Origin of the sequence: Amycolatopsis solani (genome assembly GCF_033441515.1) — a bacterium.
Lineage (GTDB): Bacteria > Actinomycetota > Actinomycetes > Mycobacteriales > Pseudonocardiaceae > Amycolatopsis > Amycolatopsis solani.
In genome coordinates, this window is record NZ_JAWQJT010000001.1 from 1033929 (window position 1) to 1046701 (window position 12773).

At 71.2% G+C, this 12773-nt stretch carries 12 protein-coding genes; 6 read left to right on the forward strand and 6 right to left on the reverse strand.

The features are described from left to right. Positions 1–86: 86 nt before the first annotated feature. Together SD460_RS05265 and SD460_RS05270 are read right to left on the reverse strand one after the other, a co-directional pair. Complete coding sequence (locus SD460_RS05265) at positions 87–1559, reverse strand: cytochrome ubiquinol oxidase subunit I (RefSeq protein ID WP_290051529.1); 1473 nt, start codon at positions 1557–1559, stop codon at positions 87–89. Between the two features lie 38 nt (positions 1560–1597). Beyond that, entirely contained in the window at positions 1598–2590 is a 993-nt protein-coding gene (locus SD460_RS05270; protein WP_290051526.1) for a S41 family peptidase, read from the reverse strand. A gap of 186 nt (positions 2591–2776) precedes the next feature. Here SD460_RS05270 and SD460_RS05275 point away from each other — a divergent pair, with 186 nt between their 5' ends. Both SD460_RS05275 and SD460_RS05280 read left to right on the forward strand, forming a co-directional pair. Beyond that, positions 2777–3364 (forward strand): TMEM165/GDT1 family protein, encoded by a 588-nt coding sequence (locus SD460_RS05275; RefSeq protein ID WP_290051546.1) that lies wholly within the window; start codon positions 2777–2779, stop codon positions 3362–3364. A 56-nt stretch (positions 3365–3420) separates the two neighbouring features. Continuing rightward, entirely contained in the window at positions 3421–4068 is a 648-nt protein-coding gene (locus tag SD460_RS05280) for a DUF998 domain-containing protein (RefSeq protein ID WP_318305963.1), read from the forward strand. On the opposite strand, the gene SD460_RS05285 is transcribed toward SD460_RS05280, so the two are convergent. Continuing rightward, positions 4065–4700, reverse strand: coding sequence for an IclR family transcriptional regulator (locus SD460_RS05285; RefSeq protein ID WP_290051522.1), 636 nt, complete (start codon positions 4698–4700; stop codon positions 4065–4067). The two genes, SD460_RS05280 and SD460_RS05285, sit on opposite strands and share 4 nt — an antisense overlap. Beyond that, on the reverse strand, positions 4697–5551 hold the full coding sequence (locus SD460_RS05290; protein ID WP_290051544.1) for a hypothetical protein: 855 nt from the start codon (positions 5549–5551) through the stop codon (positions 4697–4699). The genes SD460_RS05285 and SD460_RS05290 overlap by 4 nt, the downstream gene beginning before the upstream one ends. A gap of 85 nt (positions 5552–5636) precedes the next feature. Here SD460_RS05290 and SD460_RS05295 point away from each other — a divergent pair, with 85 nt between their 5' ends. The 3 genes from SD460_RS05295 to SD460_RS05305 all read left to right on the forward strand — a co-directional run bounded on the left by SD460_RS05295 (position 5637) and on the right by SD460_RS05305 (position 9440). Next, positions 5637–6809, forward strand: a complete 1173-nt coding sequence (locus SD460_RS05295; protein WP_290051520.1) for a homogentisate 1,2-dioxygenase — start codon at positions 5637–5639, stop codon at positions 6807–6809. A gap of 71 nt (positions 6810–6880) precedes the next feature. Next, positions 6881–8689, forward strand: coding sequence for a substrate-binding and VWA domain-containing protein (locus SD460_RS05300; protein WP_290051517.1), 1809 nt, complete (start codon positions 6881–6883; stop codon positions 8687–8689). Between the two features lie 13 nt (positions 8690–8702). Beyond that, positions 8703–9440, forward strand: coding sequence for a hypothetical protein (locus SD460_RS05305; protein ID WP_318305964.1), 738 nt, complete (start codon positions 8703–8705; stop codon positions 9438–9440). On the opposite strand, the gene SD460_RS05310 is transcribed toward SD460_RS05305, so the two are convergent. Then, on the reverse strand, positions 9437–10648 hold the full coding sequence (locus SD460_RS05310) for an MFS transporter (protein WP_318305965.1): 1212 nt from the start codon (positions 10646–10648) through the stop codon (positions 9437–9439). The two genes, SD460_RS05305 and SD460_RS05310, sit on opposite strands and share 4 nt — an antisense overlap. A 92-nt stretch (positions 10649–10740) precedes the next feature. Between SD460_RS05310 and SD460_RS05315 the strand changes: the two genes are divergently transcribed. Beyond that, positions 10741–11658 carry a LysR family transcriptional regulator gene (locus SD460_RS05315; protein WP_290051510.1) on the forward strand — a complete coding sequence of 306 codons (918 nt, stop codon included), beginning with the start codon at positions 10741–10743 and terminating at the stop codon, positions 11656–11658. Between the two features lie 30 nt (positions 11659–11688). On the opposite strand, the gene SD460_RS05320 is transcribed toward SD460_RS05315, so the two are convergent. After that, the gene (locus SD460_RS05320; protein WP_290051508.1) at positions 11689–12711 is read right to left on the reverse strand and encodes a hypothetical protein; all 1023 of its coding nucleotides are present in this window, start codon (positions 12709–12711) and stop codon (positions 11689–11691) included. Positions 12712–12773: the final 62 nt, after the last annotated feature.

Consider the following 12773-nt stretch of genomic DNA (forward strand, 5'->3'; position numbering starts at 1 on the left):
GAGTTGTCCACAACCTGACGAGTTGTCCACAGGCTGGCTGTGGGTAACCCACGAGGGTGATCACATCGGCACTCATCGTCAGCACCTCAGTAGGCGAAGGCGAGTGTGTCCTCGCCCGGTTTGTCGGAATCCTTCGTTTCCGGGGGCATCACCGCTTCGACGCCGCCGCGGATGTACTTGCGCATCAGGTACAGCTCGACCAGGCCCAGCGCGGCGTACACCGTGGTCAGGGCGATCAGCGACGTCCAGACCTCGCCGGTCGTCAGCCTCGACACAGCCTGGGCCGTGAACATCCACACCCCGTCGACCCCCGACGGGTTCGGGACGACCACGAACGGCTGACGGCCCATCTCCGTGAAGATCCAGCCCGCGCTGTTGCCGAGGAACGGCGTCGCGATGCCGCCCAGGACCAGCAGCGGGAACCAGCGGGCGGTGGGGATCCGGTCCTCCCGGGTCAGCCACAGGGCCAGGAGCCCGATGCCCGCCGAGACCGCGCCGAAGCCGATCATCATGCGGAAGCCCCAGTACGTCACCGGCAGGTTCGGCACGTAGTCGATCGGCTTGCCCGCGAGCGATCCCAGCGAGGGGTCGTCCGGGTAGTTCGTGCCGTACTTCGCCTGGTACTCCGTGATCAGGTCCTCGACGCCCTTGACCTCGGTCTTGAAGTCGTTGTGCGCCAGGAACGACAGCAGCGCCGGCACGTTGAACGTCTTGACGTCCTCGCAGTTCGACCCGGCCACGTCACCGATCGCGATGATCGAGAAGCTCGCCGGCTTCTCCGTGTGGCACAGCGCCTCCGCCGACGCCATCTTCATCGGCTGCTGCTCGAACATCAGCTTGCCCTGCGCGTCACCGGTGATCGCGAGGACCGCGAACGCCGCGATGCCGACCCAGCCGCCGAGCCGCAGCGAGGAGCGCCAGACGTCCTGGTTCGAGCGGCGCCGCCACAGGTGCCAGCCCGCGACGCCGACGAGGAACGCCGCCGCCACCGAGAACGCGCCGGCCAGGGTGTGCGGGATCGCGGCCAGCGCCGTGTTGTTCGTCAGCACCGCCCAGATCGAGTTCATCGTCGGCTTGCCGTTCTCGAACGTCACACCGACCGGGTGCTGCATCCACGAGTTCGCGGCCAGGATGAAGTACGCCGAGGCCATCGTGGCCAGCGAGAACGCCCACGCGCACGCCAGGTGCACCTTCTTCGGCAGCCGGTCCCAGCCGAAGATCCACAGGCCGAGGAACGTCGACTCGACGAAGAACGCGACGAGGCCTTCCATCGCGAGCGGCGCGCCGAAGACGTCGCCGACGAAGCGCGAGTACGCGCTCCAGTTCATCCCGAACTGGAACTCCTGCACGATGCCGGTCACGACGCCCATCGCGAAGTTGACCAGCAGCAGCTTGCCCCAGAACTTCGTCATCTTCAGGTGCCGCGGATCGCCGGTGCGGACCCACTGGGTCTGCATCGCCGCGACCAGGATCGACAGCCCGATGGTCAGCGGGACCATCAGGAAGTGGTAGACGGTGGTGATGCCGAACTGCCACCGCGCTAGCTCAAGGACCTCCACGTGGTCCAGCGTGCTCCGGCGCGGGGGCGCCAGCTAGATCACTCGGTCCCGTCCACCCCGGGACCAACGTCCTTCACCTGGTCGAGTGCCTGCCGCGCCTCTTCGGCGACGCCGCGCCGCGGCCCGGCGTCCCCCAGCTCCAGGACGTGCCGCAACGCCAGCTCGTACGCGGCGTCGAACGCCTTGTCCGCCGCCACCGGGAGGTCCGGGCGGACGCCGGTGCCTTCCCAGTTCTCCCCCGTCTCCGGGTGGAACGAGCGCGCGATCGACACCGTCACGTCGAGGTAGGTGTCCACTTTGTACTGCTCACGCGGGTGCGCACCGCCGCGGGTGGCCTCGCCGACCGTCTTCGCCCGGCCCTGCTGCTGGAGCGAGAACGCCAGGTCCTCGCCGCCGGAGAACGTGCGCGGGCCGGTCAGCACCCAGACCGGCTTCGTGCCGCCGAACCGCGGGCCCGGCACGTACGGCAGCGTCCACATCTGCGTCGTCTTGTCGCCTTCGCGCTCGTAGATGTCGAGGTAGTGCACCTGCTCGTCGACCAGGTAGGTCTGGAGGAGCGCGCTGGTGCCCGGGCTGCCACCGCGGTTGCGGCGCACGTCCAGCAGCAGCGCGTCGGCGGGCGCGAGCAGCGTCATCGCGGCCGAGATCGCGGGACCGGCCAGCTCCGGCGGGTACAGCATCGTCGTGTCGAGGTAGCCGACGTTGCCGGCCAGCCGCCGGACCGCCGCGACGCCGAAGCCCTCGAGCTCGGCCTCGATCCGGAAGCCGTCGGAGTTCACCGCCGCGTCGCCGTCGTCGGCGACCGGGTCGGTGTGGTGGCGCAGGCGCAGGTGCGGATCGCCGTTGACCGACTGCAGGTCGGCTGTGACGAGCGTCGCGAACTCGGCGTCGTCGACGTCCGCGTACGCACCGTCATCGAGACGACTGCGGAGCGCGTCCGCCAGCTTCGCGGCGACGGCGGGGAAGACGTAGTGCGCTTCCAGCCGTCGGATGACCTCGTTGACCTGCGCGGCACGCGCTTCCGACCCCATGTGCGCCAACCTACCGCAGCCCACAAACGAAAATTCGGCACGCCGAAAAAAATTGTGCGCCCACACTGCATGACAAATTCATGACCACCGATCGGCCGATTTCGCGTTCGCCATCAGCTTGCGGCTGTCTAAACCTCCCCTTTATCGTTGCAGTGAAAGGGGCGAAGAAATCACATGACTTCCGCGATGGTGGCGCTGATCAGCGCGTTCGGCCTGGTCCTCGCCGTGGAGCTGCCGGACAAGACGCTGGTCGCCACCCTGGTGCTGACCACCCGTTTCCGCGGCGGCCCGGTATTCGCCGGTGTCTGCGCCGCGTTCGCCGTGCAATGCGTCATCGCGGTCGCGTTCGGCAGCGTCCTGACGCTGTTGCCGGATCTCGTCCTTTCCCTCGTCGTCGCCGCGATGTTCGGCCTCGGTTCTTTCATGCTCCTGCGCGAAGGATTCAGCGAAGCGGACGAAGCCGGCGAAGACGCTTCGCGCGTCGGCCCGGCGCCGGCGACCTTCCTGCGCTCCGCGATGACGTCGTTCGGCGTGCTGTTCGCCGCCGAGTGGGGTGACGCCTCCCAGCTCGCCACGGCCAGCCTCGCCGCCCGGATCGGCAACCCGATCGCCGTCGGCGTCGGCGCGTTCGCCGCGCTCGTCATCGTCGCCGGGCTCGCCGTGTTCATCGGCGGGAAGATCCGCAGCCGCATCAAGCCGAAGCTGATCCAGCGCTGCGCCGGGTTCGTCTTCGCCGGGTTCGCCGCGTTCGCCCTGCTCCAGCTGGCCTTCTGACCGCTGCCTCACAGGTTCACCCGGTAACCTTTCGGAAACGGAAGGGTGGAAGCCAGGTGAACGAGCCATTGCGCGCGGTCTCGCCGGTGCACGGCCGGCTCGCGCTCAGCGGCATCGGTCTCGCCGTGGCCATCTCGATCGGCCTGCACCTGCGCCTGTCCGGCCAGGTCAGCCCGGTCTGGCAAACCCTGTCGGAGTACGTCTACGGCAAGCTGGGCTCGGCGTCGGCCGCGCCGCTGTTCAGCGTGATGTGCCTGGCCCTGTCGCTCGGCTCGGTCGCCCTGCTCGCCGGCATCGCGAAGGCGCACCGGCCGGGCACCACGGCCGTCTGCGTGCTGCTCGGCGTCTGGTCGGCCGGGCTGCTCGTCTGCGGGCTCGTCCCCGTCGACCCCGACGGGCAGGCGCGCTCACTGGCCGGGCAGGTCCACAACCTCGCCGCGCTCACGGCGTTCGTCGCCCTGCCCGCGGCCGCGTTCGTGCTGACGAAGAAGGGCCGCGAGCGCTGCCCGTGGGAGCCGCGCCGGACGACGATCCGGCGCCTGGCCACCGCGAGCTTCGCCAGCGTCGGCGTGGTGCTCGGCGGGTTCGTCCTCACGCTCTTGCTCGGCCCGGCGAACCAGGAGGTCACGCTGGGCCTGTTCGAGCGGCTGCTGTTCACGGTCGACGTGACGCTGCTGCTGACGATGGTCCGGCCGCTGCGCTAAGCCTTGAGGATGTCCGCCAGCCGCACGGCGGCCGCGACGACCTGAGGACCCACTTCGGCGGCCTTCAACGGCTCCATCGAGACGACACCGACGCTCGCCTTCAGCCCGGGCACCCCGCGGACCGGCGCCGCGACCCCGGACGCGCCCGCTTCGAGCTCGCCCGCCGACGTCACCCAGCCGTCGCCGCCGGGCCGCAGCGACATCGCCTTGCCCGCCGCGCCGGCGGTCAGCGAGTGCCTGCTCCCGACGCGGTAGGCGACGTGGAAACTCGTCCACGACGGCTCGACGACGGCCACCGCAAGCGCTTGCTCCCCCTGCGCGACCGACAGGTGCGCGGTCGCGCCGACCTTCTCGGCCAGCTCGCGCAGCACCGGGCCGGCCGCGTCCCGCAGCTGCGGGAGCACCTGCCCGGCCAGCCGCAGCAGCCCGACGCCGAGCCGGACCTTGGTGCCGTCGCGCCAGACCAGCCCGCGCTCAGACAGCGGCACGAGCAGCCGGTAGACGGCCGCGCGGCTGGCCCCGATGGTCACCGCCAGCTCGGAGATGGTCGCCGCGTCGCCACCGGCGTCGGCCACTGCCTGCAGCAGCGCCAGCCCGCGATCGAGCGTCAGCGACCCCTCCCGGCTGGTCACAGCAAGCCGAGTTCGCCCAGGTCGGCGACCGGCTCCTCGAACGACGCCGCCGCGTAGGACGCGAAGAGCGCCCGCACGGCCTTCGCGGCCGGCTCGGACAGCGCACGGGCCTCGTCGGCCAGCGCCTGGGCGTCGGTCGACTCCAGCGCCGCCCGGACGTCACCGCCGGCGAGGCTGCGCGCGGACGCCACGAGCAGGTTGAGGAAGCCGTGGTGCACGAAGCCGGTGTCCGGGTCCGTGTGCCGCACCGCGCGGTGCAGGCTGTTCGTCGCCTTGAACGACGCACCGCTGGAGCCGGAGACGACGGCGAGGAAGTCCGCGACCTCGTCGACGTTGGGGAAGTTCTCGCCCGCCTTGCCGCCGCAGCGGATCTTCGGCCAGCTGCCGTGCTCGATCACCTTGCGCACGCCGTCCAGCCAGCCGACGCCGCGCCGCGGCTCGACCACGCGGATGACGTCTTCGGGGACGAACTCCGAGACGCGCTCGAGCCACACCTCGTCGACGTCCGACGGCGCGGGCATCTCGACCATCCGCAGCGCCAGCAGCTCACTGCGCGACTCGACGATCGAGATGGCCTTCGGCACGCCGCCGAGACCGGTGTCGATGATCAGCGACAGCGGCAGCGGCTGCTTCGGCTTGATCTTGATCAGCTCGGTGATCAGCTCCGGCAGCCGGGAGGCCTGGCAGAGAAAAACCCCCAGGACACCGGCGTGTTCGGACTCCCGGCTCGCGAAGTGCGAGCGCAGAGCTTCGGGCATGGCCGCATCGCCCGGAGGGAACAGCGCCGAGTCGTCGACGAGCCTCGCGAACAGGGGAGGAATCCCACGGGGGCCGGGGGGCGTGAGTTCCACAGCGCTTGACACGACTGACACGCTAGTAGCGTACGACATCAGGACAAAATCGTCCGCACAGCGGACACGTCTGGAGGGCACGGCGATGCCTTACTACCGGCAAGTAGGCGAGATCCCGCACAAGCGGCACACCGCGTTCCGCAAGCCGGACGGCGGCCTCTACGCCGAGGAGCTGATGGGCGTCGAGGGCTTCTCCGCCGACTCCGCGCTGCTCTACCACCGCGGCCTGCCGACGGCGATCGTCGACGCCGTCACGGTCGAAGAGGACCGCGGCTCGCTGACGCCGAACCTGCCGCTCAAGCCGCGGGCCTACCGGACGCAGGACCTCAAGTTCGGCGGCGAGGCCGACGCGGTGACCGACCGGCGCCGGCTGTTCGGCAACAACGACGTCACCATCGGCTTCGTCACCGCGACCGCGCCCAGCCCGCTGTACCGCAACGCGGCCGGCGACGAGCTCTTCTACGTCCACGGCGGCTCCGCGACCGTCGAGACGATCTACGGCAGCATCGACGTCGGCGACGGCGACTACCTCGTGATCCCGACGTCGTGCACCTACCGCGTCGTGCCGCACGGCGAGGTCAACCTCTTCACGCTGGAAGCGCGCGGCCACATCGGGCCGCCGAAGCGGTACCTGTCGGCGAAGGGCCAGTTCCTGGAGCACTCGCCGTACTGCGAGCGCGACATCCGCGGGCCGTCGTCGCCGCTGGTGGTCGACGGTGAGGACGTCGAGGTGCTCGTGCGGCACCGCGCGGGCCTCACGCGCTACACCTACGCGACGCACCCGTTCGACGTCGTCGGCTGGGACGGCTGCCTCTACCCGTGGGCGTTCAACATCGACGACTTCGAGCCGATCACCGGCCGCGTGCACCAGCCGCCGCCCGTGCACCAGACGTTCGAGGGCCCGAACTTCGTCGTCTGCTCCTTCTGCCCGCGGAAGGTCGACTACCACGCGGACTCGATCCCGGTGCCGTACAACCACGCGAACGTCGACTCCGACGAGCTGATGTTCTATGTGCGCGGCAACTACGAGGCCCGCAAGGGCTCGGGCATCGGCGTCGGCTCGCTGTCGCTGCACCCGTCCGGCTTCACGCACGGCCCGCAGCCGGGCGCGGCGGAGGCGTCGATCGGCGCGGAGTTCTTCGACGAGACCGCGGTCATGGTCGACACGTTCGCGCCGCTGGAGCTCGGCGAAGCCGCCGACGCGTCCGAAGACCCGGGTTACGCGTGGACGTGGTCGCGCCGCGGTCCTAAGCAATAGTCAAAATACCGTCCCTTTCCCGTTCCGCTACCGGATAATGGCCTTTCCGGTCGCGGAACGGGGAGGATTCGATGATCAATTCCCAACCAGCACGGCGGAAGAGAAAAATCCTCCCCTTCCTGGCCGCGATCGTGGTCGCCGCCGGGCTGATCATCGGGATCCGGGCCTGGACCAGCGACTCGGGCGACGAGGCCGACGCGCCGAAATGCACGGGCGCGGACGCCGTCGCACTCAACGTCGCTTCCTCACCGGAAAAGGTCGGAATCGTCCAAGAAGCCGCCAAGGCCTACTCCGGACGGTCCGTCGCCGGGCACTGCGTCGACGTCGTCGTGAAATCGAAGTCGTCGGGCATCGCGATGCAGGCGCTGGCGAACGGCTGGAACGAGGCCACCGACGGGCCGCGCCCGGACGTCTGGACGCCGGCCGCGAGCGGCTGGGTCAACCTGCTGCGCGTCAACGCGAAGGGCGACTCGGCGTCGATCGTGCCGGACGGCGACCCGCCGTCGATCGCGAACTCGCCGCTGACCGTCGCCATGCCGAAGCCGATGGCCGAGGCGCTGGGCTGGCCGGCCAAGCCGATCGGCTGGAAGGACCTCGCCACGCTCGCGACCGACCCGGCGGGCTGGGCGAAGTACGGCCACCCCGAGTGGGGCAAGTTCCGGCTCGGCAAGACGAACCCGAACATCTCGACCGCGGGGCTGAACGCCACCATCGGCGCGTACTACGCGGCCACCGGGACGTCGTCCGACCTCACCGCGGCCGCGCTCGAGAAGCCCGAGGCGAAGCAGTTCGTCACGAACATCGAGCAGGCGATCGTGCACTACGGCGACAACACGCTCACCTTCCTGACGAACCTGCAGAAGGCCGACGACCGCGGCGCGGCGCTGTCCTACATCTCGGCGGTGACCGTCGAGGAGAGCTCGCTCATCGGCTACAACCAGGGCAACCCCACGAACGACCCGGCGAAGGTCGGCCAGCACGCGCCGCCGAAGGTGCCGCTCGTCGCGATCTACCCGGCCGACGGCACGCTCAACTCCGACCACCCGTTCGTCACGCTGAACTGGGCCGACCCGACGCGCAAGCAGATCGCCGCCGACTTCGTCGGCTACCTGCGCGGCCAGGAGACGCAGCAGCGGTTCGCCGCGCTCGGCTTCCGGTCGTTCGAAGGCAAGCCCGGCCCGCAGGCGACCACCGCCAACGGTGTCCAGCCCGACGCGAAGATCAACTTCATCCGGCCGCCGTCGCCGACCGTGCTTTCGAAGCTGCTGACGACGTGGACCGAGCTGCGCAAGAAGGCGAACGTGCTGCTGGTCGTGGACGTCTCCGGCTCGATGGGCGACGAGGTCAAGGGCACCGGCAAGAGCAAGATCGACCTGGCCAAGCAGGCCGCGATCGACGCGCTCGGCCAGTTCGTGCCACGCGACCAGGTGGGCCTCTGGCAGTTCTCCACCCACCTCGACGGCGACAAGGACTACCAGGAACTCGTCCCGGTGCAGGCGCTCGGGACCGCGGGCAAGGAGACGCTGGCGTCGCGGCTGAGCGGGCTGACCCCGCAGGCGGGCACCGGGCTCTACGACTCCTCGCAGGCCGCGTACGAGTACATGAAGGCGCACCTCGACCCGTCGGCGATCAATGCCGTCGTGGTGCTGACCGACGGCCGCAACGAGGATTCCGGCGGCGTCGACCTCGAGCACCTGCTGCCGCAGCTGCGTCCGGAGGGCAACGCGGAGACGGTCCGGCTGTTCACCATCGCCTACGGCTCGGACGCCGACCAGAACGTGCTGAAGCAGATCGCGGAAGCGACCGAAGGATCGGAGTACGACTCGTCCAAACCGGACTCGATCAACCAGGTCTTCACCTCCGTGATCTCGAATTTCTGAGATCCTGGCGGCCATGAAGTTCGCCCGTGAGCTCGCCGAACCGTGGGGGCTGCTGTTCGCCGCCACGTCGGCCGGGGTGGCGTGGGCCGTGCAGCTGCCGGTCGTCGCCGCCGTCGGGGTCGGGGTGGCGGTGCTCGCCGCGCGGGCGGGCGTCGCCGTCGCGACCCGCGAGAAGGAGCCGGAACCGCGTGAGGCGCGGGTGCTCGACGTCGCGCCCGGGTCGGCCGAGGAGAACTGGCTGCGCCGGGCCGAAAGCGCGGCCGAGGGCTTCGAGTCGCTCAGCGAGTCCCTCGACCCTGGACCGCTCGCCGACCGCGTCGCGGACATGGAACCGGTGGTCCAGGAGACGCTGGTGACGCTGCGGCGCCTGGCCGGCCGCGCGTCGGCGACCGGGAAGGCCCTCACCCGCGTCGACCTCGACGCGGTCGCGAAGGAGCGGCGCCGGCTGGAACGCGAACTGCCCTCGGCGAGCCCGGAAGTCCACGGCGATCTCGAGCAGGCGCTGACGGCGGTGCAGGCCCAGGCCGACGTGCACGCGCGCCTCTCCGGCGCGCGCGACAAGCTGCTCGCGCAGCTGCAGTCCGGCGCGCTCGGCCTGGACAGCCTGGTGGCACGGGTCGCGGAGCTGACGGCCGCGACCACGGACGTCGCCGTCGACACCGGTGCCGTGCGGGAGCTGAGCGACCAGCTGGAAGGCATCCGGCAGGGCGTGCTGGAAACCGAGCAGGCGACGCGGAAGTCGCTGGGTTAGACGGCCACCGGCGTCCGCTCGCGCCGGGGCAGCAGCAGCGGCGTCGTGAGCACGAGAACCCCGGCGACCCCGATCGCGACCCGCGGCCCGGTGAAGCCGGCGAGCACGCCCCACACCGCGGTCAGCGCGGCGATCGCCGCCTTGGTGCTGACCGACCACGCCGAGAGCGTGCCGGCCGCGCGATCCGGCGGCAGCTGTTCGAGGCGGTAGGTGGCCAGCACCGGGTTGAAGACGCTGCAGCTGACGATCAAGCCCAGTTCGACGACCATGACGAAGACGAGCCCGCCGGTGCCGCGGGGCAGGAAGGCGAGCGCGAGGAGCCAGCACGCCCGGACCGCGCCCGACGTGAGCAGCACCGGGTGCCGCCCGAACCGGGCGACCAGCCGCGGGGTCAGCCGCGAGCCGGCGAGGCCGCCGAGGCAGGGCACGGCGAACGCGAGCCCGTACTGCCACGGCGTGAGCCCGAGCTCGCCCAGCATCAGCACCGCGAGCAGCGGCTCGGTTGCCATGACCAGGCCGTTGAAGACCATGGCGTTGAGCAGGAGGGGCCGCAGCCCGGGGTGGGCCAGCAGGAAGCGCCACCCGCCCGCCAGGTCTCGGGCGCGCGGGCGCCCGGTGGTGTGCGGGCGGGGTTCGTCGCCGCCGATCGCCCGGATCCCGAGCGCGGAAAGCAGGAAGCTGACGGCGTTGGCGACCACCGACGTCACCGGCCCGAGCACCGCGAACGCGGCCCCGCCGAGCGGCGGCCCGAGCGCGGTGGCGGTCCAGTTCGTCGACTCGAACCGGCCGTTGGCCACGAGCAGGTCCTCCGGCGCGACGAGCCCCTTCAGGAAGGCGCCGCTCGCCGATGTGAAGGTGATGTCCGCCGCGGCGACGACCACCGAGACGGCGAGGAGCTGGCCGAAGCTCAGCAGGCCGAGCGCGTAGCAGGCGGGCACGCTCAGCAGCGCGCCAAACCGGATCAGGTCCATGGCCACCATGACCGGCCGCTTCCGGCGCCGGTCGACCCACGGCCCCAGCGGCACGGCCACGAGCGCCCCGACGGCCGGCCCGATCGCGGCGAGCGCGGAGACGGCCGCCGGCCCGGCGTGCAGCACGAGGATGGCGAGCATCGGGAAGGCGCCGAACCCGAGCCAGGTGCCGAACGCGCTCACGGCGTAAGCCGACCAAAGCCACCTGAACCGCCGCCCGAGCCGCCTGCGCATCACCGGGAGATCAAAGCGAGGAGTAGGCCGGCGAAGCAAACAACCGACGCGTCGGCGAGCCACAACGCCGGGTTGTGGATCTAAAGTCGGGCGCCGTGGACCTCGACGCAGTGCGCACCTTCGTGGCCGTCGTCGCGGCGGGCCGGTTCCAGGACGCCGCGGTAGAGCTGTCGATCACGCAGCAGGCGGTCTCGAAGCGCATCGCGACGCTGGAGAAGGCGGTCGGGACCCGGTTGTTCACCCGCACCGCCCGCGGCGCGCGGCTGACCGCCGAGGGCGAAGCGTTCCTGCCCCACGCGCACGAGCTGCTGACCGCGGAGGCGCGCGCACTCGCGTCGGTGCGCACCGGGCCCCTGCGCGTCGACGTCATCGGACGCCGGCTGTGCCCGGCGACGTTGCTGCGCGGGTTCCACGAGGCGCACCCGGAGATCGCCGTGGAGGTGGTGACCCTCTTCGACACGGCGGTCGCCGCGCTGCGGAACGGCTCGATCGACGCATCGTTCCGCGCGGTGGTCGAGCTGCCTGCGGACCTCGACGCGCAGTGGGTGTTCGACGAGCCCATCGAGCTGCTGTGCGGGCCCCGGCACCCCCTGGCGGGATCGGCTTCGGTGACGCCGGCCGAGCTGGGCGGGCATCGGCTCTGGCTGCCCGGCGTGGTGCCCGGGACGGAGTGGGGTGCGTATTACGCCGCGCTCGCGGCGGCGTTCGGGCTGTCGATCGACACGACCGGGCCGAACTTCGGCACCGAGGTGGTGCTGGACGAGGTCGCGAAGTCGGCGGAGGTCGCGACGCTGGTGCCGACCGGAGCGCGGCTGCTTTGGCCGGCGGAGTACGACTTGCGGCGGGTGCGGATCGAGCGGCCGGTGCCGGTGTACCCGCATTCGCTGGTCTGGCGCCGGGCCGATCGGCACCCGGCGGTGTCTCTGCTGCGGGACCACCTGCGGCCTGGTCGGGGTGTCGCCGACGCCTGGCGGCCGGGGTGGGCGGCTCGGGGTGTGCCCAGCGCGGGGTGAGACACCTTGCCGCAGCGGGCCCGGAGGCGCTCAGCCCAGCCAGACCGTGCCCAGGACCGGGTAGCCCGGCAAGCCTGTTCTGGCCGCGCCTGGCCGAGGCACTCCGGCGATCCACAGCCGGCCCGTTGCCGCGATGTTGGCGGCCATCGAGGGGTCGGCCTTGGGGAGGCGGAAAGCGACGACCGTGCCGTCGGCCAGCATCGTCAGGCCGCTCAGCCTCGCGGTGCCGCGGCGGTCCATGCGGACCGGGCCGTCCAGGACCGCGCGCAGTTCCGTCCAGTGGTCGGCGGCCAGGGGGCGGCGGTGGGCGAGCGAGCGCAGTCCCGTGGCCAGTGAGCCCAGGAGCGCGCCGGTCGCGAAGGCCCACGCGACCCAGCCCATCACCGGGAAGTCGAGCCGGACCCACAGCGCGAAGCCGGCCAGCACCAGCAGGAACGCCGCCGTGCGGCGCAGCTCGCGGGCGAGCTGGCGGCGGTGCGCGGCGAGCACCGGGTCGAGGCGCGGCGACCCCGAGCCTGCCGGTGCCGGGACGGCCACCGCACCCGGCGGCGGCGTCTGGTGGATGCGGGCGCGACGGACCCGGACCAGCCCGGAAAACCCGACGAAGACCTTCTGCCCGCGCCCCAGCAGCCAGACCCGCCGGTGCCCGGCCAGCAGCAACCGGTGGGCCTCGTCGAGGCGGACGCGCAGCCAGCGGCCGTCCGGCAGGCGCACGCCGACCGTCGGCCCGGCCGCCACCAACACCGTGACGTCCACCTGCCGGAACGCTTCCCGCTTCAGCCGCGTTTCGGGCACCCTCAGATACGCGCGGTAGAGCCACCACGCCTCGACCGAGCCGACCAGCGCGAGCGTGCCCACCGGCAGCGCGAGGCCGGCGCCGGTGAAGAACTGGGCGAACCCGAACACGAGGAACACCCAGGACAGCAACCGCTGGTCCGCGGTGCTCCGGCCGATCCGGTCGAGGTATTCGCCGAAGATCGGCAGCGCCCCGGACGGCATGGCGGGGTCGAGTTCGAACGCCGGCACGCGTTCGGGAAGCGGGACGATCTGCACGCTGGGCCCCCACCGTGTCGGCCGGTATCACCGGCTTTTCGGTGAACCGGTCACCGGCGTTA